Origin of the sequence: Nocardia sp. JCM 34519.1, assembly GCF_020361265.1 — a bacterium.
GTDB lineage: Bacteria > Actinomycetota > Actinomycetes > Mycobacteriales > Mycobacteriaceae > Nocardia > Nocardia arthritidis_A.
In genome coordinates, this window is the sequence record NZ_JAIRBR010000020.1 from 90,212 (window position 1) to 115,346 (window position 25,135).

The window sequence follows — 25,135 nt, forward strand, 5'->3', positions numbered from 1 at the left end:
CCGGTCAGCGCGAACTTGCCTGCCCGCCGGACGGCGGTAACTGCGGCAGTGCGGCGCCGTTCAGCCAGTCGTCCCACAGCGGGCGCAGCGGCGTAGCGCTGTAGTGGCTCGCGAGATCGGTGAACTCCTCGGTGCTCACCGAACTGTGCCGGTAGCGAATCGTCCACTCGCGCAACAGATCGAAGAATGCGGTGTCGCCGAGTTCCAGGCGCAGCGTGTGCAGGGTGAGCGCGCCGCGCTTGTAGACCCGGTCGTCGAACATGTGCTGCGGGCCCGGATCACCGATGACGATGTCCTGTGGCTGCCGGGACAGGTTGTGCCTGGCCGCGCGGGCCAATTGGTCGGCGGTGGGCCCGCCCGCCGCCTCCGACCAGATCCATTCCGCGTAACAGGCGAAACCCTCGTGCAGCCAGATATCGCGCCACTGCCGGATGGTCAGGCTGTTGCCGAACCACTGGTGCGCCAGCTCGTGCGCGACCAGTCGCTCCGCGCCGCGGCGGCCGTCGCAGTGATTGGCGCCGAATATCGAAATGCCTTGGGCCTCAATGGGAATTTCCAGGTCGTCATCGGTGACGACCACGGTGTAGCCGGCGAACGGGTATGGGCCGAAGAATTCGGTGAAGATCTCCATCATCCGCGGCTGCCTGGCGAAATCATGATCGAAATCGGCGCGCAGCCGGGCCGGGACGACGGCCTGCATCGGAACCGGAGTGTGTACCGAGCCGATGCGGTGCTTGCGGTAGTAGCCGATCTGAATGGTGGCCAGGTAGCTCGACATCGGTTCGGGCTGTTCGTAGACCCAGGTGGTCTGGCTGGCCTTGGTCTGTTTGCCGACCAGGGTGCCGTTGGCCAGTGCGTAGTACGGCGAGTCGGTGGTGATCGAAATCCGGTAGCTGGCTTTGGAACTCGGATGGTCGTCGCAGGGGAACCAGGAGGCCGCGCCGTTGGGCTGGCTGGCTACCAGGGCGCCCTCGGTGAGTTCCTCCCAACCGACCTCGCCCCACGGGCCGCGCAACGGTTTGGGCGTGCCCGCGTATTGGACGGTGAGCACGAGCGCCCCGCCCGCCGGAACGCGCTGCTGCGGCGTGATCACCAGTTTGCCGTGCTGGTGAACGTATTTCGCGGCCTTGGCACCGTTGACGAACACCTTGGTCACGTTCAGCGCCTGGGATAGATCGAGGGCGTAGCGCGGCCGGACAGCGGTGGTGACCGCGGTGATGGTGGCCTTGCCGGACAACCGATTGCTGGAGACCCGGTAGCCGAGTTCGAGCTCGTAGCGCGAGACGCGGTAGCCGCGGTTGCCGTTCTGCGGAAGGTATTCGTCGATCGGCGGCTCGTAGAACTTGTCCGTCATCAAGCCGCCGATCCCGGACCCGTTGGGAACCAGGGCGCGATCGGGTTGCCCCACCAGCGGGTGGACGGGGGCACCGAATCGCCGCGCATGACGAGCGAGGCCGGGCCGATGGTGGCGCCCGCGCCGATGCCGGCGGCGGGCAGCGCGACGCAGTGCGGCCCGAGGGTGGCGCCGGGGCCGAGGGTGACGGTATCCATGGCCATGATGCGGTCGTGGAACAGATGGGTCTGCACCACACAGCCGCGTTCAACGGTCGCGCCGTCGCCGAGTGTCACCAGGTCCGCCTCCGGTAGCCAGTAGGACTCGCACCATACCCCGCGGCCGATCTTGGCGCCGAGTCCGCGCAGCCACAGATTGAGCAGCGGGGTGCCGGTCGCGGCCCGCGCGAACCACGGTGCGGCAACGGTTTCCACGAAGGTGTCGGCAACCTCGTTGCGCCACACGAAGGAACTCCACAGCGGATGTTCCTCGGCGTCGATCCGCCCGACCAGCAACCATTTCGCGAGTACCGAACTCGCGCCGGCGAGCGCTCCCGCGACCATCAGGACGAGCCCGGAAAGCAATCCGGCGGTGAGATAGCCGAATTGGTGTGCGAGCGCGGCGAGTGCGAAAAGCATGCCGAGTCCGATGGCGAAGGTCACCAGCACCGGGATCAACCGGCAGGTCTCCACGATGCCGCGCGCCACCCGCAGTCGCGGCGGTGGGTCGAAAGTTCTTGCCACATCCGCGGTTTCCGAGGCCCGACGCAGTTTGACCGGCGGGCTGCCGAGCCACGACGATCCGGCCTTGGCCTTCGACGGCGCCGCCGAAAGCACCGCGACCAGACCGTTTTTCGGCACCCGGCGGCCGGGTGCGGTCATTCCGGAATTGCCGAGGAAGGCGCGCTTGCCGACCTTCGCCTCGCCGATTCGCAGCCAACCGCCGCCGAGTTCGTAACTGGCGATCATGGTGTCGTCGGCGAGGAACGCGCCGTCGGCCACGACGGTGAATTTCGGCAGCAGCAGCACGGTGGATGCCTCGACGCTCTTGCCGATCTTCGCGCCGAGCAGCCGCAGCCACAGCGGGGTGAGCAGGCTGGCGTACAGCGGAAAAAGGAAGGTGCGCGCGGAATCCAGCAGCCGCTCGGTGGACCAGGCCTGCCAGCCGATCCGGCTGCGCACCGGGTGATAACCCTCGCGCAGTCCGATGCTGAACAGGCGCACCGCGATGATGGTGGCCGCCGCGTATACGCCGAGGCTGAGCAGCGTCGCCACCGGCAGTATGGCGAAGGCGCGGCCGAGTCCGCCCGCGAGCGTTCGGGTGTCGCGGATGAACCAGGCGAGGAAGGCGCCGCCCGCGCCGAGCCCGAGGATGGGCATGGCGGCCAGCGCCATCGAGGTGATGCCGAAGATCAGCACCCAGTGCGCCGCCCGCGCCGGGGTTTCGTCGGGCCAACGGTGCTGTGCCCTACCGGTTTTGACGGCGGGTGAGCCGGCCCATTCCTGCTCCGGTTTGATCCGGCCGGAAACCGATGAGCCGGGCGCGATTTCGGCGTTCTTGCCGATTTTGGTGCCGGGCAACAGGATCGAGCGTGCGCCGATGACCGCGCCCGGACCGATGCTGATCCGGCCGAGATGTACCAGGTCGCCATCGATCCAGTAGCCGGACAGGTCGACCTCGGGTTCCACACTGCAGCCGTCGCCGAGTTCCAGCATGCCGGTGACCGGCGGCAGGGTGTGCAGGTCGACACCCTTGCCGACCTTGGCGCCGAGCGCCCGCGCGAACGGCACCATCCACGGTGCGCCGGAAAGGTTTTCGGCGCCGCTGGCCTCGGACAGCCGGACGGCCGCCCATAGGCGCAGGTGCACCGGACCGCCGCGCGGATACGTGCCCGGCTCGACGCCGTGCAGCAGCAGTCGCGAGCCCGCGACGCAGATCGCCATCCGTCCTGGCGGCGAGATGAACAGCGCGAAGGCGAGCAGCGTCCACCACCAGGACAGGTTCGGCAGCCAGGACAGCGCCCCCGACCAGTGCGCGATATTGCCGACGATGGCCAGCCAGGTGAGCCACTGCAGGCCGGTGAGGGTGGCCAACGGGATACCGGCCAGCACCTGAACGAGCTGTGCGCGCAATGGAGTCGGCTCGACGACCCGCTCGGTGACGACGAATGCGGGCTCGCTGTCCTCCAGCAGTTCCACCAGCGCGCCGAGCCGCGGATGGTCGTATACGTCGGCGACGGCGATCTGTGGATAGCGTTCGCGCAGCGCGGTGACCAGTTGGGCGGCGGCGAGCGAACCGCCGCCGAGATCGAAGAAATCCACGTCGAGGCCGGTGATTTCGGCGCCGAGGATGGCGTCCCACTGGTCGGCGACCCAGCGGGCGGTGCCGGTGAGGTCGGAGTCGTCGGCGTCGGTATCGGTGGGCAGCGGCCAGGGCAGTGCGTTGCGGTCGACCTTGCCGGAGGTGCGGGTCGGCAGTTCGGGCACCACTGCGAGCCTGGGCACCAGCGGGGCCGGAAGTTGTTCGGCGAGTTGGGCTCTGGCCTTCTTCAGGTCGAAATCGGGGCCCGCGCCGGTGAGATAGCCGACCAGGATCTTGTTGCCCGCCTTGGTGGTCCGGATCGCAGCTGCCGCGCCCGTGACACCGGGCAGCAGTTGTAGCGCGTTATCGATCTCGCCCAGTTCGATGCGCCTGCCACCGATCTTGATCTGATCGTCGGCGCGGCCCAGGAAGACGAGACCGGCCCGCTCGTTGCGGACCAGATCGCCGCTGCGGTACGCGCGCTCCCAGCCGAGCGACGGTAGGGGAGCGTACTTTTCGGCGTCCTTGTCCGGGTCGAGGTAGCGGGCCAGGCCGGCGCCGCCGATGACCAACTCCCCGGATGCGCCCTCCGCCACCGGATTTCCGGCCTGATCGATGACCGCGAGATCCCAGCCGTCCAGCGGCAGTCCGATTCGGATCGGCGAGCTGCCGTCCAGCCGGGCCGCGCATGCGACGACGGTAGCCTCGGTGGGGCCGTAGGTATTCCACACCTCGCGACTCGAATTCCGGTGTCCGGCAAGGCGTTCGGCCAGTTCCGGCGGTACCGCCTCGCCGCCGAAGATGAGCAGCCGCACCGAATCCAGCGCCTCGGCGGGCCAGGTGGCGGCCAGCGTCGGCACGGTGGAGACGATGCTGATCTCCCTGCGCACCAGCCAGGGCCCCAGATCGGCTCCGGTGCGCACCAATTCGCGCGGCGCGGGCACCAGGCAGGCGCCGTTGCGCCAGGCCAGCCACATCTCCTCGCAGGAGGCGTCGAAGGCGACCGAGAGCCCGGCGAGCACCCGGTCGCCGGGGCCGATCGGGGCGTCGCGCAGGAAGAGCACCGCCTCCGCGTCGACGAATGCGGCGGCGTTGCGATGAGTCACCGCAACGCCTTTCGGTGTTCCGGTAGACCCGGAGGTGAAGATGATCCAGGCGTCGTCGGCGGGCGTCGGCAGCGCGCTCCACTGTGAATCGGGTGCGGCGCGGCCCGCGCCCGCGATGGTGGTCTCGATGCCCGCCGCGGTGACTATCGCGGTGACCCTGGCCTCGCCGAAGACCAGCCGGGCCCGCTCCTCCGGATCGTCGGCGTCCACCGGGACATAAGCCGCGCCCGCGTAGAGGACGGCCAGGATGGTGATGTAGAGCTCGCGGTGGCCGGACGGCATGCGCACCCCGACCCGGTCGCCCGGCCGCACGCCCGCCGCGGTGAGCCGGGCGAGCGTCGCCTCGATCTCGATGATCAGCTCGAGGTAGGTGAGTGCGGCGCGGCCGTCATCGATGGCCGGTGCGTCGGGATGGGTTTGCGCGGTGGCGGTCAGGATGTCGACGAGCGTGCGGGCGGGCGCCGCCAGCGCGGCGCGGCGCAGCGGATCCCGCGCCGGGGGCGCGGCCGCCGCCGGATCTGCCGAGTGCAGCATCACGTCCTGTCCACCTCTCATAGACCTGCCCGGTGCTCTATCCGTTGTTGCATGGTGGGGTTACCAGTCGGCAAACAGTGCGCCGACCAGGAATCAACGGTACTCGGGGCAATGGTCGTTTGCCGTTCACCGAGACCGAGGTCGCATTCGATAGCGCGCTAAGCCCGCGGTGGTATCTCGTCCTCGCCGATTGCCTTGAGCGCCAGGCGTAGCAGGGTGTGTCGCTCGTCCGCGTCCAGTCGGCCGAGCACCCGGTCGGTGGCCTGTTGGACCAGCTCGTCGACGCGGCGGCGCTCGGCCCGGCCCGCCGCGGTGATGGACAGACAGTTCTTGCGGCGGTCGCCCGGATCGCGGGTGCGCACGACGAATCCGTCCTTCTCCAGCCCGTCGATGATGCGGACGACCTCGCTGCGATCGATCTGCAATGTGGTGGCTACTTGTTGCTGGGAGAGATCGGTGAATTCCTCGAGACAGACGAGCACCCAGTGTTCACGCAGTGACGCATCGATTTCGGCATGTACGGCTCGGTGCAGCTTGCCGAAGACGTAGGTCGGGAAGCGCAGCAGGCCGCGGGGGTGCAGCTGGTCGGCGGACATAAGGGGATTCTATCTATTGTTGGGCAGCAAGATTGTTGATAACATCCGCAATTGTAGCTGTCTACGAATAGTGGAGGATCCATGTCGGATACCCGGACGGCGGCAGATGTCGCCGCGCGTGCGCCCGAAACCATTCCGGCATCGGTGTGGAAGGTGGCGGGGGTTGTCGTCTTCGGTGCGTTGATGGGCATGCTCGACACCTCGCTGGTGAATGTCGGGCTCGGTACCATTGCCGCTAAATTAGGTGCGACACTTGATATTTCGCAGTGGATTGCCAGCGCCTACCTGCTCGCGCTCGCGGTCTCGCTGCCGCTGGTCGGCTGGCTCGGGCGCCGGTTCGGGATGAGCCGGGTCTGGATCGGTGCGCTGATCGGTTTCAGCGTCACCTCCGCACTGTGCGCGCTCGCGCCGAATATCGGCTGGCTCATCGCATTACGCATCGCACAGGGGCTGGCCGCCGGATTGTTGGTGCCCGCGGGACAGGCCATCATCGGGCAGGTCGCCGGACCACACCGGCTGGGCCGGGTGATGAGCGTGGTGGGCGTCGCGGTGGTGGCGGCCCCGGCTGTCGGGCCGACCATCGGCGGCGTGATGTTGGCTCATTTGGCTTGGCAGTGGCTGTTTTTGATCAATATCCCGTTCGGCATCGTTGCCTTCTTCCTCGCCATGCGCATGCTGCCCGCGAGTGAAAAGGCCGATGAAGTAGCGTCGTTCGATGCCATCGGGTTCACGCTGATCGGCGGCGGGTTGTCGCTGCTCGTGTACGGGCTCGGCGAATTCGGCAGCCGCGGTGGGCTTTCCGCCTCGCAGGTGTGGATGCCACTGGTGGTCGGCGCGCTCGCGCTGGGCGGGTTCGTCCTGCGCTCGGTGCGCGGTGTCGGCTCGCTGCTCGACCTGACGGTGTTCGGCAGCCGGGTATTCGGCGCGGCGAATGCCGCCAACCTGTTCGCGGGCGCGTCGTTGTTCGGCTCGATGCTGTTGCTGCCGTTGTACTTTCAGCTGCTACATGGGCAAGGCATTGTGGCGACCGGACTTTCGCTGTTCACCTTCGGGCTGGGCGGCATCATCGCGCTGCCGATCGCGGGCAGGCTCACCGATCGGTACGGCGGCGGTGTCGTCGCGGTCGCGGGCAATGCGCTGAATCTGCTGGCGACGCTGCCGTTCGCGATCGGGGATGCCACCATGAGCCTGGTGCTGGTGCAGGTGTTGCTGCTCATTCGCGGTATTGCCACCGGCCTGACCGGAATGCCGGTGACCACCGCGGCGTACGCGGCGGTGCGCAGGGATCAGTTGCCGGATGCGGCGTCGGTGGTGAATATCACGCAGCGGGTGGGTGGTTCGATCGGCTCCGCGCTGTTCGCGGTGGTGCTCTACCGGGCGGGCACCTCGGTGGCGACCGGATTCCAGCACGCGTTCTGGTGGCTGACCGGTGCGCTGGCGGTCGCGCTCATCGCATCTATCATCCTGTGGCGCACGGAGATCGGTAGTCGTCGCTGATCGTCAGGCCAGCGCCGACGCCGCGGTGCCGATGCCGAGCACGGCGAGGGCGCCCGCCGCGACCTGCTCGAGCCGGTCGCGCACCGAAGGCCGCCGCAGCAGCGCGACCGCGGTCGCGGCGGCCAGCGCGAGCAGCACCTGCTCGGTCGCCGCGATGGAACATTCGATAGCCCCGAGTGCCAGGGTGTTGCCGAAGGTCACTTCGGTCAGGAACTGCGGCAGCACCGCGAGGTAGAAGAGCCCGACCTTCGGATTGAGCATGCAGGACAGCACCCCGGCGACGAAGGCGCCGCGCACCGTTGGCGGGCGGCTCGGCCGCGCGGTGCCGCTCGTATCCGATTCCGAAGTGTCCGAGGCGAATTCGGCCTGCTGATGCGATCGTTGCCGCCGCTGGGCCAGCAGTGCTCGAATACCCAGATACAGCAGGTAGATTCCGCCGATCACCTTCAGCGCCCGGTAGGCCGTCGCGGATTCCTCGAGCAGGGTCGCGACACCCGCCGCGACGACGACGGCCCACAGCATCCCGCCGAGTGCGGAGCCGAGCGCGGCGGCAATGCCGGGACGTGCGCTCACTATCGAAAAGCGCAGTACCAGAAAGGAATCCGGCCCGGGGACGATCGAGAGCAGGATGCAGACGCCGACAAATCCGGCCAGCAGCGAAACGGTCACCCAATCGATGTCACTCCAGAACGTCCGATTTGGCAACGGAGTAACGGGGTTGACAGCCGCCGTCGGCGTCTGCCAATCTCTGAATCAGGTCATGAGTGCCAGCGCAAAGCCCCGGCTTGCTGGCCGGCAACCCTCCTCCGCGGTGGGGTGCTCCGGGTGACGACCGGGCCGCAGCCCGACCGGGCGCGGCAAGCGCGGACTCGTTGATTCCCGATTGCGAGTCCCTGAACCGATGGGATGACGTCAATGACCGCTGTGATCGATCCGAGTTGTGCCCCGCTGGCCCAGGTGTCCGGCTCCGAGCTCCGTGTTCCGCTGGTGCAGGGCGGGACCACCACGTACGCCAACTTCGACTACGCCGCGAGCGCCCCGGCATTGGCGCAGGTGACGGCTCGAATCGAGCAGCTGCTGCCGTTCTATGCGAGCGTGCACCGCGGCGCCGGCTATGCTTCCCGGATCTCGACCGAATGTTATGAGGCGGCTCGTGGCTCGGTGTCCCGCTTCCTGGACACCGCCGACGACCAGGTGGTGGTGTTCACCCGCAATACGACCGATTCGCTGAACCTGCTGGCCTCCTGCGTACCGGGCGACACGGTGGTGCTGGATATCGAACATCACGCCAATTTCCTGCCGTGGACCCGGCACGGCAGGCGGGTGGTTCGGGCCGCCGACACCGTCGAGGAGACCGTGCGGCGCATCGTCGGCGAATTGTGCAGCAAGCCCGCGGCATTGCTGGCCGTCACCGGCGCGTCCAATGTCACCGGTGAGGTGCTGCCGCTGGAGCGGTTGGCCGCCATCGCGCACCAGTGTGGCGCGCGGATACTCGTCGACGCCGCCCAGCTCGCACCGCACCGTCGAATCAGCTTGCGCGACAGCGGAATCGACTACCTGGCCTTTTCCGGTCACAAGCTGTACGCCCCGTTCGGGGCCGGGGTGCTGGTGGGTCGCCGCGATTGGCTCGATGCCGCACAGCCGTATCTGGCCGGTGGCGGCGCGGTGCGCGAGGTGACCACGGAGACGGCAGAATGGGCGCCCGCCCCGCAGCGGCACGAGGCCGGTTCGCCGAATGTGCTCGGCGCCGCCGCGCTGGCCGCCGCCTGTGACGCGCTCTGTGCCATCGATGCCGACGCGCTCGCCGCCCACGAACATCGACTCGCCGACCGGCTGCGCGACGGGCTCGCCGCCATTCCCGGTGTGCGGTTGCTGAACATCTGGGCCGACAGCACCGAGAGCGTCGGCATCGTCGCCTTCATCGTCGACGGCTTCGTGCCCGGTCACGTCGCCGCGTATCTTTCGGCCGAATACGGTATCGGCGTGCGCGACGGCCGCTTCTGCGCCCATCCGCTGCTCGCTCGCCTCGGCCTGGACGGCGCGCTGCGCGCCAGCATCGGGCTCGGCACCACCGCCGCCGACGTCGACCGGCTGATCGGCGCGATCGCCACGCTGGTCGAATCCGGCGCCACCTGGAATTACGCGGCCACCAACGGCCTGTGGAATCCCACCCCGGAGACCCGTCCGTTCGATACCGACGGCGCGGACGGCGCCGCGCCCTGCCTGGTGGGCTGAGCCGAATTCCTCAGTTGCCCAACGGAGTCGGCCGGTAGTAGCGGCCGTTGTAATAGAGCAGCGGTGCCGCGGCGGGCTTCTCGTCGGTGTTGTCGTGCACCCGGGTGACCAGACCGACGACGAAGGTGTGATCCCCGATCGGGATGAGTTGCGCGACGGTGGCGCGTACCCAGATCGGGGTGCCGTGCAGCACCGGCTCACCGGTTTCCAGGCTGGTCCACAGCGAGCTGTCGGTGAAGCGCTCCTCGGCGGTCCTGGCGAAACGTTGCGCCAGATGCCGTTGATGCTCGCCGAGGAAATGGATGACGACCGATTCGGCCGAACGCATCGCCTCGATGCTCGACGACGTGTGCGCGATATTGAACGAGACGAGCGGTGGCTCCAGCGATAGCGAGGCGAACGACGTCGCGGTGAAGCCGATCGGGCCGCCGGGCGAGGTGAGGGTGACAACGGTGACCCCGGCCGGATAGTGCCGCATCGACGCCCGGTATTGCTCGGCGGTGATACCGCTCAGATCATCGGGGATCGGCGGTATGTGGATGCCCGTATCGGGCGGCGGTGCATCGTTCACATGACGAAACTACGCCCGGCCGGGTCGATGGGTTCGGAACACGGCCCGCCCTGTGATTCAGTCCACGTCGATCGGCAGACCCGCGGTGATCCGGACCAGTTCGTGAAAGGACGTGCGGAATACGGTATTCGGATGTCCGGCCGCGGCCCACACCTCGCGATGTCTCGATAGCTCGTTATCCACCCACGTCGGCAGGTTGGTGGGATGGCCGACGGGGGCGACGCCGCCGATCGGTTGCCCGGTGACCTCCTGCACCATCTCGGCGGGCGCCCGCTTCAACGTGCCTTCGAGGCGTTTTCCGGTGTTGTCCAGATCCACCTGGTGCGCACCGGAAACCAGTAGCAGCACCGGATCCTCGTCGAGCAGGAATACCAGCGATTTGGTGATGGCCCCGACCTCGATCCCCAGCGCACGCGCGGCATCCGCCGCGGTGTGCGTCGGGTTCGGTTGGTTCACGATGACACCGTGATGCCCGCGGGCGATGAGGGTATCGGAGACCCGGCATGCGACCGGTGGTAACGACGACCTGCGCATGGCACCAGGTTAGAGCGATTGCGGACGATACGCCGGAGAATTCGGGTAGTCCGGTTAACCCGTTGCGGTACCAGGCATTTCGGTGATCGGCACGGGACCGCGCCTGGCCGGTGCGCGCCGAAACCGCTTCGTACGCAATCGTATCGATGGTCGAGCCTGGCCGGTGCGGGCGATCCGGTGTCGGAAGGGTAGCGGCGCGATCCGGCCGTCGCGGCGTGCGAACCGGTCCTATTACGCTGTACGAATGACTGACTGGCAGGCTTTCACCGTCGAAACCAAGGACCACGTCGCGCAGGTGACGCTGACCGGTCCCGGCAAGGGCAATGCGATGGGCCCGGACTTCTGGCGCGAGCTGCCGGAGATCTTCCGCGGCCTGGACGCGGATCCCGAGGTGCGCGCGATCGTGCTGACCGGATCGGGGCGGCACTTCTCCTATGGCCTCGATCTGCCCGCGATGGCGGGCACCTTCGGTCCGCTGCTGGCCGATAAGGCGTTCGCCGCGCCGCGCACCGCCTTCCTGGACGAGGTGCGCCGCATGCAGGCGTCGGTGACCGCGGTGGCGGATTGCCGCAAGCCGGTGATCGCCGCGGTGTCCGGCTGGTGCATCGGCGGTGGCCTCGACCTGATCGCCGCCGTCGATATCCGGTACGCGAGCGCCGACGCGAAGTTCAGCCTGCGCGAGGCGAAGGTGGCCATCGTCGCGGATATCGGTTCGCTGCACCGGCTGCCCGGCATCATCGGCGAGGGGCAGCTGCGTGAGCTCGCCTTCACCGGCAAGGATATCGATGCCGCACGGGCCGAGCGGATCGGCCTGGTGAACGAGGTGTTCGCGGATCAGGCGGCGGCGCTGGACGCGGCGCATGCGACGGCGCGCGAGATCGCCGACAACCCGCCGCTGGTGGTGCAGGGTGTGAAGGATGTGCTCGCGCAGCGCCGGGCATCCGAGGTGGCCGAGGGATTGCGCTATGTATCGGCCTGGAATGCGGCATTCCTGCCGTCGGAGGATCTGACCGAGGCCATTCAGGCGGTGTTCGAGAAGCGGCCGCCACAGTTCAAGGGCAGGTAAAGCCCGGTAAAACGGTTGCCCCGGCGACCGTTGTCCCGACATACTTGTATCACGCAACTAATTGATTGGTACAAGCAAAGGTAGTGAAGTGGACGCGGTAGACGAGTCGTTGGAGACGATCGCGCTGCAACTATCCCGGCTGCACCGGATCAGGGAGCGCACCGCGGCGCAGATGGCCGCCTTCACCAGGGATGGGGTGGATCTGGCCGCGTTCGGGCTGCTGTTCCATCTGGCATGCCACGGACCCATGCGGTCGGGCGCCCTCGCGGCGGCGCTGCATTCGGACGCATCGACGGTGAGCAGACAGGTCGCTCAATTGGTGACACGCAAACTCGTTGTCCGCCAAGCCGATCCGGAGGACGGTCGAGCCACGGTCCTGGTGGTGACCGAGGAGGGTCACGCCACCGTCGAACTCATGCGTAAGCGGCGGGCGGAGAACATGGGCCGGGTGATGGCCGACTGGGCACCGCGGCAGCGGGCCGAATTCGCCGCGCTACTGCGGCAATTCGTCGACGACTACGAGCGCAAGAAACCCGAACTGCTGGCCGCCATGCGGGCCGCGTGGGGCGCTGAAACTACTGGGACGGAGAAAGTTTCGTGACCGTAACGGATAAAGTGGAGGCACCTACCGGGGGCTTCACACATCGGCAGATCCTGACAATCCTCAGCGGTCTGATGCTCGGCATGCTGCTGGCGGCGCTCGATCAGACGATCGTGTCCACCTCCATCCGCACCATCGCCGACGATCTCAACGGCTATTCGATGCAGGCCTGGGCGACCACCGCCTACCTGATCACCGCCACCCTGGCGACGCCGCTGTACGGCAAGTTGTCGGATATGTTCGGCCGCAAGCCGTTCTTCATGTCCGCCATCGCCATCTTCGTGGTCGGTTCGCTGCTCTGCACGCTGGCCCAGTCGATGTATGAGCTGGCGGCGTTCCGCGCCTTCCAAGGTCTGGGTGCTGGCGGTCTGATGTCGCTGGCGCTCGCGATCATCGGCGATATCGTCTCGCCGCGCGAAAGGGCAAGGTACCAGGGGTATTTCCTGGCGGTATTCGGTACGTCCAGCGTCATCGGGCCGGTGCTCGGCGGTGTGCTCGCCGGACAGGACACCATCCTCGGTATCAGCGGCTGGCGCTGGGTGTTCCTGGTGAACGTGCCGGTGGGCCTGGTCGCGCTGGCCGTTGTCTCGCGGGTGCTCAAGCTGCCGCGTCGGCCGCAGACCAGCAACAAGGTCGACTGGTGGGGCGTGCTGGTGCTGGCGATCGGCCTGGTGCCGCTGCTCATCGTGGCCGAGCAGGGACGCGAATGGGGCTGGGGCAGTGGACGTTCCATCACGTGCTACGTGATCGCCGTCATCGGTGTGCTCGGCTTCGTCGTGGTCGAGCGGTTCATGGGCGATACGGCGCTGATTCCGCTGCGGATCTTCAAGAACGGCACCTTCGCACTCGGCGTGGTGATCTCGTTCGTCGTCGGTGCGGCCATGTTCGGCGGTATCTCGCTGCTGCCGCAGTACCTGCAGGTGGTGCGGGGCGCCAGCCCGACGCTGGCCGGTCTGCAGATGCTGCCGATGGTGCTCGGCCTGATGACCGGATCCATTGTGTCCGGCCAGATTATCTCGCGCACCGGGCGTTACCGGATCTTCCCGCTGATCGGTGCGAGCATGCTGACGCTCGGACTGTTCCTGCTGCATTTCCTCAGCGCCGACAGCCCGCTCTGGCTGACCATGATCTTCATGGTGTTCACCGGGTTCGGCCTCGGTAACCTGATGCAGCCGCTCACCGTCGCGCTGCAGAACGCGGCCGAGCCGAAGGATATGGGCGTTTCGACCGCGGCGGCCACTTTCTTCCGGCAGATTGGCGGCACCCTCGGTGTCGCGGTATTCCTTTCCATCCTGTTCGCGCAGCTGACCCCGAATATCGCGGATGAGATGCGGTCCGCCTCGGCCGATCCGCACTTCCAGCAAGTGGTGGTGCAGAGCGCGCAGAGCAGTAACCCCGTCGACGCCGCGCTGGCGAAAGGCCTGCTGGACCACGACACCTCGGCGGCGGGCAAGGTGCTGCAGGATAGTCGGGTTATCCAGCAGCTGAACCCGGATCTGGCCCGTCCGTTCAAGGTCGGCTTCTCCGAATCGATGTCGACGGTGTTCCTCTCGGTGACCGGTATCGCGCTGCTCGCGCTGATCCTGACGCTGTTCTGGAAGGAGGTGCCGCTGCGGACCACCGGCGGCCTCCAGGCGGCCGGTGCGAAACCCGCTGCGAATGGCGGTGATTCGCTTGTCGACACCGAGGCGCGGATGGTCGAGCAGACCGGGCTGGTGCTCGGCGGCGGAGTGACGGTCAACGGTGATTCCCGCGACCGGGTCGCGGGCAGGACGGACGAATCCGCCTGAGTCCGTAGCTGATTCGCCGGTCGAGGAGTTGTTCTACTCCTCGACCGGCGTTTTCGTTCGGCCTGGCGTCGATTCGATGCGGGCTAGTCGGCTCGGCAGGTCAGGTCGGTGGCGGGGAGGGCGCCGTCGCGGAAGTAGGCGTTCACCGCGTCGTAGACGCATCGGTTGGGGAAGTTCGCGAAGATCTGGTGGACCGAGACATCCTGCAGGGTGACCATGCGCGACGCCGTCAGCGCGCGATGCATGCCGAGGGCGTTCTGATAGGTCGTGCGGGTGTCCCCGGTGGACTGAACGATCAGTGCGGGTACCGAATTGCCGACCGCCGTAAGGGGTTCGACGGGCGGGGCCCAGAAGGCGCACGCGGTGATGTTGTTCACGAACGCCCCGAACACCGGCTGTGTCGCCCGCGATTGCTCGATATTGCGCCAGTACCATGACGGATCGCGCGGCACGGCGGCATCGCCGCACATGATCGCCATAATCGCCGAATTGTCCTGCGGCTGTGGGTCGAACACCATCGAGAGCAGATCCTTCAGGTCGGGCGCCGGTTCGACCGGTTTGCCATCGGCGGCGTCGACGAGCTGGCGGATATTCGACGCCAGCTGCGCGTAATTCCGCGGGTCGGACAGTGCGACGTACGGGATGATCGGCATCGTATGTGCGTCGATGGTGTAGGTGCCCAAGCGAACCGGCTGTTCACCCGCTCGACGGATCAGCTCCTCGACCGCGTGGCGGACCTGCTGCCGGGTGTCGCCGAGCCGGTATTCGTCATTGTGCCCGGCGGTCCAACCGGCCCACAGATCCAAGGCGGCCTCGTTGGCTGGGCCCATATCGCGCATCATCTCGACCGGGCCGTAGCGTGCCGGATCGACGCTGCTGTCCAATACGATTCGATCGACCCGCTCCGGAAACAGCTGGGTGAAGACCGATCCCAGATAGGTTCCGTATGACGTGCCGTAATAGCTGATCCGGTCGACGCCCAGGGCAGCCCGGATGACATCCATATCCCGAGCGGTATTGCGAGTAGTGTTCTGGCGCAACCGGTCGAGGCCGACGCTCGTGCAGCGCAGCGCCAGATCGGCCCGTGTCGCAACGGATTCCGCGTAGTCGGCCAGGCCTGCCCCGGCGGACTCCAGGCCGAGCCCGGGCGGCCAATGGCAGTTCACCGGGGTGGAACGCCCGACGCCGCGGGGATCCATGCCGATGAGGTCATAGCTCGCCCGCACATCGGGTGTCAGTGCCGCGGCGATGTCGACGGTGAAATCCAATCCGGGTCCGCCGGGGCCGCCCGGATTCGAGAGCATCACCCCGCGCCTGCGCGCCGGGTCGGCCGCGATCCTGGAGATCGCGACGGTGATGGTCCCGCCTTGCGGCTCGGCGTAATTCAGCGGCACCGTGATATCGGCGCACTGCGCGCCCGCCTGGTCGAGTCGGGGATTGTCGCACGGGCGCCAGTCGAGGCGCTGGTGGTAGAAACGGTCCAATGGGGTTTCGGCCGTTGCGTAAGGCGTTGTGGCCAAGGCGGTTCCGGCGATCAGACCGGCGGCCAGCGTGGCGAGCAGCTGCTTGCGATGCACTGTCGTTACTCCGTCGAGTCGGTCCTGCGGATGGTTGCCGTCGAGTTGCCATCCAGGACGGGGGATTTCCTTCGATTCCGGCCGAAAGTTTTTGGCTTCCGATCATTTTCGAGCCTAGGAATTCCGGTGGACCCGAACAATGCGGGAACACCCCCATCTTTACCGCAGGTGGCAGGTGTGCCGAGGTAGGGCTGGCACCATTCCGAACCGTCATCGAACCCGTACGGTCTGTTATCCGTACGGCCGAGACGTCACGAAAATCTCATGAAGGGCTTGCTTGAGTGTCACTGTCATTGGCCGGGGGTCATCGTTGGCTCATCGGAGACTAAATGGCCACAAGGATGACGAGCGTCCGAGCCGATTGTCTAGGTTTTATAGCCGACGCTCCACGGTCAGAGAGGGGACCGCATGCTGAAGTTCGCCGTACTCGGTGAGGTTCGGGCCTGGCGCGGCGATGAGGAGCTCGATCTCGGGTCCAAGCAGCGCCGCGCCCTATTGGCAGCACTGCTGCTACGCAGCGGACGTTCGGCCACGGTGCCGGAGTTGATCGATGGGGTCTGGGGCGAGCATCCGACGCCGAGTGCCGTCGGCGCGCTGCGCAATCACATCCTGCATCTGCGGCGGGTGTTGGAGCCGGACCGCCCGTCCGGCAGCCCGGCGACCGTGCTCGTCGGCTTCGGCGGCGGCTACGCGCTGCGGTTGACGCCCGGCTCGGTGGACGTGGAACACGTCGAGGATCTGTTGCTGGAGGTTCAGGCCGAACGTCTCGTCGACGAATCCGCAGCCGCGATCGAAACCGTGCGCGAGCGGCTCGACGCCGCGCTGCGCCTGTGGTCGGGCACCCCGCTGGCCGGATTGCCCGGGCCATACGCCGACCGGCAGCGCACCCAGCTCATCGAACGCCGCCTCGCCCTGCTCGAACAGCGCGTCGAGCTGGATCTGCGGCTCGGCCGCTACGCCGAGGTCATCGCGGAACTGTCCCCGCTGTGCGCGGAACATCCGATGCGCGAGCAGACCAGGGGTCTGCTGATGACCGCGCTGTTCCACGCGGGCAGACAGGCCGAGGCGCTCGCGGTGTACGCGGACACCCGCCGGGTGCTCATCGAGCGGCTCGGCATCGAGCCGGGGCAGCAGCTGGCCGAACTGCATCAGCGGATCCTGCGCGGTGATCTGCCCGCACCGCATCGGGAGGTCGTCGTCGCGCAGGCGCAGGCGCCGCAGCCGAGGGTGGTGGCCCGGGTGGCCCAATTACCCGCGGACGTAGCGGATTTCACCGGCCGGTCGGAGGCGGTGCATCGAATCACCCAGTGGTTGGCCAACACCGACGGCAATGCGGTGCCGGTGTGTGCGATCGGCGGCATGGGCGGAGTGGGTAAGAGCGCCTTGGCCGTTCATGTCGCGCATCAGGTCCGCGAGCGCTTCCCGGACGGGCAGCTGCACGTCGACCTGCACGGTTTCGCGCCGGCCCGCAGCCGCACTCCCGGCGAGCGGTTCGGCACGCCTGCCGCGGATACGCTCGGCGACTTCCTGCGGGCGCTCGGCGTTCCGGAGGGGGAGATCGCGCCGTCGCTGGCCGAACGCGCCGCGCAGTTCCGCAGCTGCCTCGACGACAAGCGGGTGCTCGTCGTCCTCGACAACGCCCGCGACGTGGACCAGGTGCGTCCGCTGATTCCGGGCACCCCTGGTTCGGCGGTGCTGATCACCAGCCGTTCGGCGATGGGTGAACTACCCGCGATGCTCGGCGTCCGGCTGGATGTGCTCAGTCCCCGCGAGGCGCGCAGCCTGCTCTCCGGAATCGTTGGGGAACATCGGGTTTCGGCGGAACCGGAGGCGGCCGACAGTGTGCTCGCCGCCTGCGGCGGGCTGCCGCTCGCGGTGCGCATCGTCGGCGCCCGGCTGGCGGCCAGACCGCGCTGGAGCATCGGCTGCCTGGCCGAGCGACTGGTGGACGAGCAGCAGCGGATCGCCGCGCTGCGCACCGGCGACCTGGCCGTCGAGGCGGCCTTCCGGCTCAGCTACGACCAGCTGGATGCGGTGCAGGCCAGGGCATTTCGGGTGCTGGCGGTGCCCGATGTCGCGGAGCTCTCGCTGGACGGCGCCGCAGCCATTCTCGGCACCGACCGCGAGCTGGCCGAGGAGCTGTGCGAATCGCTCGTCGACCTGAATCTGCTGGAGACCAGCGCGGCGGGCCGCTACACCTATCACGATCTGCTGCGCCTGTTCGCCAGGGATCTGCAGCCCGATCCGAGCATCAGACATCCGGCGTTCGCGCCGCTGCTGCGGTTGCTCGACTTCTACCTTGCCACCATGAGAAAGGTTCTGGTGGTGTGCAATCCGGGCACCCGGCTGCCGGAACACCTGCGCTCCACCGCGGCCGAGGGACGGGCGTTCGGCGATGCCGTCGCCGCGCAGACCTGGCTGAACGCGGAGCGGCCGAATCTGGTGACGCTGTACGCGCAGGCCGCCGACGTGCAGGGCCCGGCCCTCGCCGTCGCGGCCGATATCGCTTGGGCCACCGCGGAATTGATGGACGGTGGGCCGAATTGCCAAGAGCTGTCCCGATCGCTGAACAAACTGCTCGACGCGGCGCTGCGGGTCGGCGATCGTGAGGTGGAGTGCCGGATCCGGGTTGCGCTCGGCGTGCTGTGCACCGATTCGCTCGGCGCGGTCCGCCTCGGCCGCGACCATCAGCGCATCGCGCTCTCGCTGGACGGCGAATCCGTCACCGCGGCAAGGCTTACCGCGTTCGCGGCGACCCAGCTCGTCACCGCGACCCGCAACGGTCTCGATCCGATGGCCTCACTCGGCCACGCCGAACGGGCGATCCGGTTGGCGCGGCGCGTCGGCGACGGCTACATCGAATGCGAGGCAACGCTTTTCCTGTCCAAGACGCTGTCGGATGCGGGCCGGTTCGGCGAGGCCGAGGAGCGCGCCGCATACGCGCGAACGCTGGCCCGGCAGCTGGGCAACCGTGGCTTGGAGGCGACGGCCACCCATGAGATCGGGGCCAACCGGGCCTTCCAAGGCGATCTGGTGACCGCGCTACAGCTGTGCGAGGAGGCGGTGCGGCTGGTGCGGGCCAGCGGGCTGGTGCTCCGGGAGGGTTTCGCGCTCGCCCGGTACGCACATGTGCAGATGATGGCCGGACAGCTGGTGCACGCCGAGCAGGGCGCCGACGCGGCGGTGCGCACCCTCACCAGGGCCATCGGTCCGATGCACCGGGCGCGGGTGCTGGTGATGCACGGCCTCATCCTGCAGGCGCTCGGCCGCTCCGAACAGGCATACTGCGTATTGCGAACGGCCGCAGAGGCTTTCGCGTCCATGACGGACGGGGAGATGGCACACGAGCGGTTGGATGCCGAGATCGAGGGCCCGGTGGTGGAACTGCTGCGCGAGCATCTCGACCAGGTGATCGCCGAGCGTCAGCGTCGCAGTGCCGAGCGGGCCGAGGTCACCTCGCCCGCCTGAGGCCCACTCGGCCACCACCCCTCGTCGAATCGCTGCGCGATACAGGCCCGCTCATCGAAAACCGAAGCGGGAAGTCCGGATCCGGACTTCCCGCTTCATTTTCGGTATCAGTGGCCGCCCTGATCCTGCAGCCGCTTGATCGACGCCTGCACCTCGGCCTCGGCCTCGGCGCGGCCGACCCACTCCGAACCCTTCACGTACTTGCCGGGTTCCAGATCCTTGTACCGCTCGAAGAAGTGCTTGATCGCGGCCAGCTCGAATTCCGGCACATCCTTCAGATCCTGGATGTGGTCCCAGCGCGGGTCGCCCGCGGGGACGCACAGGACCTTGTCGTCGCCGCCCTTCTCGTCGGTCATCTTGTACATGGCCACCGGACGGACCTCGACCACGACGCCGGGGAACAGCGGCTCGGGCAGCAGCACCAGCGCGTCCAGCGGATCGCCGTCCTCGCCGAGGGTGTTCTCGATGTAGCCGTAGTCGGCCGGGTAAACCATCGACGTGTACAGGAAGCGGTCCAGCCGGACCCGGCCGGTCTCGTGATCGACCTCGTACTTGTTGCGAGAGCCCTTGGGGATCTCGATGGTGACGTCGAATTCCACGTCATCTCCTCAATCGCGTCTACCGCGCGGTCTGCCGACTCGCCTGGTTGTTCGGGGGAACGTTTGCGCAACGAGGATAGTGTGGTCGGGGCGTACGTGGGTGCGCAGGCCAGGGTGTTGAGGAGACGGCGGGCACGTGGTTGACGGAGGCAAGAAAATCGGTGGTCTGGCCGCCCGGCGGCGCCGCAAAACCTGGATAGTGCTCGGTACCGCGGTGACGCTGCTGGTAGCGGCGGCCGCGGTGGTGTTGGTAACCACCAAACCCTGGACTCCCGAATTCCGGCACGGCGGGTTGCGGGTCGCGCCGCCGCCGACGGGCACCCGCCCGCCGCCGCAGATCGTGCCAGCGCAGCCTGCCCCGACCGCGCCGACCCAGGCCGGGTTGCTCGCCGCGCTCGGGCCGGCGCTCGGGAATCCGGATCTCGGATCGTTCGCCGGTGAGATCACCGATGCGACGACCGGGACGGTGCTGTGGAGCCAGGATTCGGCCCGGCCGATGGTCCCCGCGTCGACGGCCAAGGTGCTGACCTCCGCCGCCGCGCTGCTCGGCCTGCCCGCCGACCACCGGTTGAGCACCCGCGTCGTCACGGGCGCCGCGCCGAACGAACTGGTGCTCGTCGGCGGTGGTGACCCGACGCTCACCGCGCAGCCCGACGGTAAGGGCTATTACACGAACCCCGCGAGGCTGTCCGATCTCGTCGCCCAGATCCGTGCCGCGGGCCGCGGCGTCGACACCATCGTCGTCGACATCTCCGCGTATCAGGGCCCGACCATGGCGCCCGGTTGGGATCCGGTCGATATCGCCGAGGGCTCGTGGGCGCCGATCGAACCGGTGATGCTCGACGGCGGCCGGATCAACCCGCTGATGGATTACTCGCCGCGCACCAACACCCCGGCACTGGACGTCGGCCGCAAGCTGGCCGCCGATCTCGGCCTCGATCCGGGCAAGGTCCGCATCGGCAATGCGCCACCGGGTGCGACGCAGATCGCGGCGGTGCAGTCGGCGACGCTGCGAGATCGCTTGCACGACATGATGGTCGACTCCGACGACGTGCTCGCCGAGGCCATCGGTCGCGAGATCGCGGTGGCCAACGGCAACCAGGCCTCCTTCGACGGCGCGACGGCCGCGCTCAGCGCCCTGCTCGGCAAGGCCGGATTCGATCTGACCGGGTTGGGTATGAAAGACAACAGCGGACTGTCGACGGAAGACCGGATTCCGGCGCGGCTGCTGGACCGCATCCTGGCCGTCGCGGCCAGACCCGACACCATGGCGGTGTCGCCGACCGGCGCGACAACGCCCGCCGACCCGGCGGGGTTGACGGCCACCTTCGCCCCGATGCTCGACGATCTGCCGGTCGCGGGCGGCACCGGGACGCTGGCCGGTCGCTACGTCGACCAGAACCGGCAGGGTGCGGGCTGGGTGCGGGCCAAGACCGGAACTCTCTCGATTGCCAGCGCGTTGGTCGGATACGTGCTCGACGCGGACGGGCGGGTGCTGACCTTCGCGCTCATGTCGAACGATCGACCCGACACGGTGGCCAAGCCCGCGCTCGACGCCGTCGTCGGCGCGCTGCGGAACTGTGGATGCTCGTGACGGGTGGATGATCATGAACCAGGATGCTGACCGATCAGGTGCTGCCGAAACTCCCGACGCGAGCCCGGCGGTCGTATCCGGGGGCGATGTCTCGGTGAGCAAGCGGCGGCGCGGCCTGTCCGGCGTCGTGGACTGGCGGTTGGCGGCCCGCACCGGCGCGGCCCTGGTGCCGTCGGGGCCGCGGACCTCGCGCTATTCGGTCGAACAGATCGTCGCGGAATTGGCGGAGGCGTCCGAGCGGGCCGAGGGCCCGGTCCGCGAGGTGAGCGGAATGCTCGACGACGAGCCGGTGCCCGCGGCCCGCGTCGTCGACCGGCGCGGCTGGATCGAGGCCGCCGCCGATTCGATGTCTCACCTCACCGGCAACGAACCGGGCGAGACCGAACGCGGCCTGCTCGCGGGTAAACCCGCCGGGGTGCAGGCGGGTGCGATGCTCGCATTCCTGTCCACCGCGATCCTCGGCCAGTACGACCCGTTCACCGGGCCGGACGGCACCCTGCTGCTGGTCGCGCCCAACATCATGGCGGTCGAGCGCGCGCTCGGCGTCTCGCCCACCGACTTCCGGTTCTGGGTCTGCCTGCACGAGGTGACGCACCGGGTGCAGTTCTCCTCCGCGCCGTGGCTCGGTGAATATATGCGCGGCAATGTCGATCTGCTCGGCGAGGTCGGTGACGAACCGCTCGCGGATATGCTCGGCCGCCTGGTCGAGGAGTTGCGCGAGCGCCGTCGCGGCGACGGCCCCGACGACCCGAATGCGCGCGGCGTCGTCGGATTGTTGCGGGCCACCCAGCCGCCCGCGCAGCGCGAGGCGCTCGACCGGTTGCTCGTGCTCGGCACCCTGCTGGAGGGCCATGCCGACCATGTGATGGATGCCGTTGGGCCCGCGGTCGTTCCGACCGTCGAACAGATCCGGTCCGCCTTCGACCAGCGTCGCAAGCGCCCGACCAATCCGGTGCAGCGGATTCTGCGCGCGCTGTTGGGTGTTGACGCGAAGGTCGCACAGTACGTGCGGGGTAAGGCGTTCGTGGACGCGGTCGTCGAGCGGGTGGGGATGGAGCGGTTCAACCACGTGTGGACCAATCCGGAAACCCTGCCGCTGCCAGCGGAAATCGGTGCGCCCGAGGATTGGATCCGCCGGGTGCTGGCCTGAGGGTCTGCCCAGTAGGCTCCGGATATGGGTTTTGCTCCGGCTCGCCGTCTCCCCGAGACCGAGGCGGTGTTGGAGGTCCGGCATGCGGTGCGAAACTGGTTGTCCCGGTACGCATCCGGACCTGTTGCCGTCGCGCTGTCCGGTGGTGCGGATTCGCTCGCGTTGACCGCTGCCGCGGTGGTCGAGGCGGGCGCGGTCGATGCCCTGATCGTCGATCATCAATTGCAGGTGGGCTCCGATGCGGTGGCCGCCGAAGCCGCGGCGGCGGCGCTCGGGCTCGGCTGCCGATCGGCGCGGGTGCTTCCGGTCCATGTCGGCCGGGAAGGCGGGCTGGAGGCCGCGGCCCGCGAAGCCAGATACGACGCGCTCGACGCCGCCCGCGACGGGCTGCCGGTTCTGCTCGGCCACACCCTCGATGACCAGGCCGAAACCGTTCTGCTCGGCCTCGGGCGCGGTTCCGGCGGACGCTCGATCCAAGGTATGGCGGCCTATGCCGAACCGTGGGGCCGCCCGCTGCTCGACGTCCGGCGCGCCACCACTCGGCAGCTGTGCGCGGATATCGGCCTGATTCCGCATGACGATCCGCACAACGCGTCGCCCGATTTCACCAGGGTCCGGTTGCGCACGGAGGTGCTGCCGCTGTTGGAGCAGGTGCTCGGCGGCGGCGTCGCGGCGGCGCTGGCCCGCACCGGCGCGCAGCTGCGCGATGACGGCGCGGTGCTCGACGCGCTGGCGAGTGAGCTGTTGCACACCGCGGATGATGGTGCGGGTCTATCGATCGAGACGCTCGCCACTGCGCCGCCCGCGCTGCGCCGCCGCGCGATCCGCGCCTGGCTGCTGGACGGTGGCGCAAAAGCCCTGACAGACAGGCATTTACGAGCGGTGGACGAATTGCTGACGAACTGGCGCGGCCAGGGCGGCGTCGCCGTCGGCGGCGGCACACCGGCGAGCAGGTTGGTCGTCGCGCGCGAACATGGCAGGCTGACACTGCGCCGCGAGCGCCGGTAGATCGGATACCGCGTTTGTGCAACCGGCCGAGTCCTGGCTCGGCGAAACCATGGGAAGGACACCAGCTGACGTGTACGGGGACGACATCGCGTCGGTGCTGATCACCGAGGAAGAAATCGCCGCCAAGACCAAGGAGCTGGCCGAACTCATCGCCAAACGCTATCCGGCCGACGCACCCGAGGGCGATCTGCTGCTGGTCGGCGTGCTCAAGGGCGCGATCTTCTTCATGACGGATCTGGCCAAGGCGCTACCGATTCCGACCCAGATGGAATTCATGGCCGTGTCCTCCTACGGCTCGTCCACCTCGTCGTCGGGTGTGGTCCGCATCATGAAGGACCTGGACAAGGACATCGCGGGCCGCAATGTGCTGATCGTGGAGGACATCATTGATTCGGGCCTCACCCTGTCCTGGCTCAAGCGCAACCTGTCCACCCGCAATCCGGCCTCGCTGGAGGTGGTCACGCTGCTGCGCAAACCCGATGCGCTGCGCACCCACGTCGAGGTCGCGCACGTCGGATTCGACATCCCGAACGAATTCGTCGTCGGTTACGGGCTCGATTACGCGGAGCGCTACCGCGACCTGCCGTACATCGGCACCCTGAATCCCAGGGTCTACGGCGGTAACTGATAGTTTTCAGGGGTGAATTCGCCTTTGCCCCTTGGTTTCCCGGCCGGGCTATGACGAGTGCGGCCGCGACGCGCACCCGGCTGCCCGTCTGGTCGGTGCCGATGCTTTTCGTGGTCGGCGCGGTTTCGCAGTATGTCGGCGCCGCCGTCGGCGTCTTTCTCTTCCGGACAGCGGAACCGGCGACGGTGGCCTGGTTGCGCGGGTTGGCCGCGGGTCTGGCGCTGGTGCTGTGGCGGCGGCCGTGGCGGGCCCGGTGGACCCGGCGCGGATTCGCGATCGCCACCGGTTTCGGCGTCGTCACCGTGGTGATGAATATCGTGTTCTACGAGGCCATCGCGCGGATCCCGCTGGGCACCGCGGTCGCCGTGGAATTCCTCGGGCCGGTGGCCGTCGCCACGCTCGGATCTCGCAGGGGCAGAGACTTTTTCGCGGTCACCATGGTGCTGGTCGGTGTGCTGCTGCTGGGCGGGGTGCAACTGGACGTATCGCTGCCGGGGCTCGGGTTCGCGCTGCTGTCCGCGGTGTTGTGGGCCGGATACATCCTGGTCGGTAAGCGGGTGGCCGATGCGGGGGACGGGCTGGATTCGCTGGCGGTCGGAATGGCTGCCGCGGCGATCGCGCTCGGGCCAGTCGTTGTATATGCGCAGACTCGCAGTGACGCAGCGGTTTTCGCGGACCCACGGATCTGGCTGCTCGGTCTCGGGGTCGGGGTGCTCTCCAGCGCGGTGCCCTACGGGCTGGACCAGGTGGTGCTGCGGATTGTCGGACGGGCCCGGTTCGCCGTGCTGCTCGCGCTGCTGCCTGCGACGGCGGCGGTGGTCGGTGCGGTGATGCTGGCGCAGCGCCCGAAGACGGTGGAGGTCATCGGAATTCTGCTGGTGGTGCTCGCCGTCGCGGTGAGCGCCGAGCAGCGGAATCGGGAAACGGAGCCGCCCGCGCCGGTGTGA

Annotated in this window: 19 protein-coding genes and 1 riboswitch; of the genes, 11 read left to right on the top strand and 8 right to left on the bottom strand. The window is 68.0% G+C overall.

What is annotated here, in order from left to right; all coding sequences use genetic code 11:
• Positions 1 to 4 precede the first annotated feature (4 nt).
• The 3 genes from LGY53_RS34455 to LGY53_RS34465 all read right to left on the bottom strand — a co-directional run bounded on the left by LGY53_RS34455 (position 5) and on the right by LGY53_RS34465 (position 5,870).
• Positions 5 to 1,354, bottom strand: a complete 1,350-nt coding sequence (locus LGY53_RS34455; RefSeq protein ID WP_225730881.1) for a M1 family metallopeptidase — start codon at positions 1,352 to 1,354, stop codon at positions 5 to 7.
• Positions 1,354 to 5,274, bottom strand: coding sequence for a Pls/PosA family non-ribosomal peptide synthetase (locus LGY53_RS34460; protein WP_225730882.1), 3,921 nt, complete (start codon positions 5,272 to 5,274; stop codon positions 1,354 to 1,356). The genes LGY53_RS34455 and LGY53_RS34460 overlap by 1 nt, the downstream gene beginning before the upstream one ends.
• Positions 5,275 to 5,432: 158 nt before the next feature.
• Complete coding sequence (locus LGY53_RS34465) at positions 5,433 to 5,870, bottom strand: MarR family winged helix-turn-helix transcriptional regulator (protein WP_225730883.1); 438 nt, start codon at positions 5,868 to 5,870, stop codon at positions 5,433 to 5,435.
• Positions 5,871 to 5,951: 81 nt separating this feature from the next.
• Between LGY53_RS34465 and LGY53_RS34470 the strand changes: the two genes are divergently transcribed.
• The gene (locus LGY53_RS34470; protein ID WP_225730884.1) at positions 5,952 to 7,367 is read left to right on the top strand and encodes a DHA2 family efflux MFS transporter permease subunit; all 1,416 of its coding nucleotides are present in this window, start codon (positions 5,952 to 5,954) and stop codon (positions 7,365 to 7,367) included.
• Between the two features lie 3 nt (positions 7,368 to 7,370).
• On the opposite strand, the gene LGY53_RS34475 is transcribed toward LGY53_RS34470, so the two are convergent.
• On the bottom strand, positions 7,371 to 8,036 hold the full coding sequence (locus tag LGY53_RS34475) for a LysE family translocator (RefSeq protein ID WP_225730885.1): 666 nt from the start codon (positions 8,034 to 8,036) through the stop codon (positions 7,371 to 7,373).
• Between the two features lie 87 nt (positions 8,037 to 8,123).
• A riboswitch (SAM riboswitch) is annotated at positions 8,124 to 8,237 on the top strand.
• A gap of 45 nt (positions 8,238 to 8,282) precedes the next feature.
• Between LGY53_RS34475 and LGY53_RS34480 the strand changes: the two genes are divergently transcribed.
• Positions 8,283 to 9,602, top strand: a complete 1,320-nt coding sequence (locus tag LGY53_RS34480; protein ID WP_225730886.1) for an aminotransferase class V-fold PLP-dependent enzyme — start codon at positions 8,283 to 8,285, stop codon at positions 9,600 to 9,602.
• Positions 9,603 to 9,612: 10 nt separating this feature from the next.
• Here LGY53_RS34480 and LGY53_RS34485 read toward each other — a convergent pair whose 3' ends face one another.
• Positions 9,613 to 10,080: a flavin reductase family protein gene (locus LGY53_RS34485; RefSeq protein WP_167478925.1), complete on the bottom strand. Its 468-nt coding sequence runs from the start codon at positions 10,078 to 10,080 to the stop codon at positions 9,613 to 9,615.
• Between the two features lie 150 nt (positions 10,081 to 10,230).
• Complete coding sequence (locus LGY53_RS34490; RefSeq protein WP_167471607.1) at positions 10,231 to 10,707, bottom strand: YbaK/EbsC family protein; 477 nt, start codon at positions 10,705 to 10,707, stop codon at positions 10,231 to 10,233.
• Positions 10,708 to 10,951: 244 nt separating this feature from the next.
• Here LGY53_RS34490 and LGY53_RS34495 point away from each other — a divergent pair, with 244 nt between their 5' ends.
• From LGY53_RS34495 to LGY53_RS34505, 3 genes are all read left to right on the top strand, one after another.
• Complete coding sequence (locus LGY53_RS34495) at positions 10,952 to 11,773, top strand: crotonase/enoyl-CoA hydratase family protein (RefSeq protein WP_225730887.1); 822 nt, start codon at positions 10,952 to 10,954, stop codon at positions 11,771 to 11,773.
• 88 nt (positions 11,774 to 11,861) lie between these two features.
• The gene (locus LGY53_RS34500) at positions 11,862 to 12,374 is read left to right on the top strand and encodes a MarR family winged helix-turn-helix transcriptional regulator (protein ID WP_225730888.1); all 513 of its coding nucleotides are present in this window, start codon (positions 11,862 to 11,864) and stop codon (positions 12,372 to 12,374) included.
• The gene (locus LGY53_RS34505) at positions 12,371 to 14,164 is read left to right on the top strand and encodes an MDR family MFS transporter (RefSeq protein WP_225730889.1); all 1,794 of its coding nucleotides are present in this window, start codon (positions 12,371 to 12,373) and stop codon (positions 14,162 to 14,164) included. Before LGY53_RS34500 ends, LGY53_RS34505 begins: the two co-directional genes overlap by 4 nt.
• Before the next feature lie 83 nt (positions 14,165 to 14,247).
• Here the strand turns inward: LGY53_RS34505 and LGY53_RS34510 are convergent, their stop codons facing one another.
• The gene (locus LGY53_RS34510; protein WP_225730890.1) at positions 14,248 to 15,741 is read right to left on the bottom strand and encodes an alpha/beta fold hydrolase; all 1,494 of its coding nucleotides are present in this window, start codon (positions 15,739 to 15,741) and stop codon (positions 14,248 to 14,250) included.
• 408 nt (positions 15,742 to 16,149) lie between these two features.
• Here LGY53_RS34510 and LGY53_RS34515 point away from each other — a divergent pair, with 408 nt between their 5' ends.
• Positions 16,150 to 19,209, top strand: coding sequence for a BTAD domain-containing putative transcriptional regulator (locus tag LGY53_RS34515; RefSeq protein WP_225730891.1), 3,060 nt, complete (start codon positions 16,150 to 16,152; stop codon positions 19,207 to 19,209).
• A 107-nt stretch (positions 19,210 to 19,316) separates the two neighbouring features.
• Here LGY53_RS34515 and LGY53_RS34520 read toward each other — a convergent pair whose 3' ends face one another.
• Positions 19,317 to 19,808 (bottom strand): inorganic diphosphatase, encoded by a 492-nt coding sequence (locus LGY53_RS34520; protein WP_167471611.1) that lies wholly within the window; start codon positions 19,806 to 19,808, stop codon positions 19,317 to 19,319.
• 157 nt (positions 19,809 to 19,965) lie between these two features.
• On the opposite strand from LGY53_RS34520, the gene LGY53_RS34525 reads away from it, so the two are divergent.
• From LGY53_RS34525 to LGY53_RS34545, 5 genes are all read left to right on the top strand, one after another.
• The gene (locus LGY53_RS34525; protein WP_225730918.1) at positions 19,966 to 21,402 is read left to right on the top strand and encodes a D-alanyl-D-alanine carboxypeptidase; all 1,437 of its coding nucleotides are present in this window, start codon (positions 19,966 to 19,968) and stop codon (positions 21,400 to 21,402) included.
• Positions 21,403 to 21,496: 94 nt separating this feature from the next.
• On the top strand, positions 21,497 to 22,552 hold the full coding sequence (locus LGY53_RS34530) for a zinc-dependent metalloprotease (protein ID WP_374111276.1): 1,056 nt from the start codon (positions 21,497 to 21,499) through the stop codon (positions 22,550 to 22,552).
• 24 nt (positions 22,553 to 22,576) lie between these two features.
• The gene (gene tilS, locus LGY53_RS34535; RefSeq protein WP_225730893.1) at positions 22,577 to 23,560 is read left to right on the top strand and encodes a tRNA lysidine(34) synthetase TilS; all 984 of its coding nucleotides are present in this window, start codon (positions 22,577 to 22,579) and stop codon (positions 23,558 to 23,560) included.
• A gap of 70 nt (positions 23,561 to 23,630) precedes the next feature.
• Positions 23,631 to 24,188, top strand: coding sequence for a hypoxanthine phosphoribosyltransferase (gene hpt, locus LGY53_RS34540; RefSeq protein WP_167471614.1), 558 nt, complete (start codon positions 23,631 to 23,633; stop codon positions 24,186 to 24,188).
• Between the two features lie 50 nt (positions 24,189 to 24,238).
• Positions 24,239 to 25,135, top strand: coding sequence for a DMT family transporter (locus LGY53_RS34545; protein WP_374111274.1), 897 nt, complete (start codon positions 24,239 to 24,241; stop codon positions 25,133 to 25,135).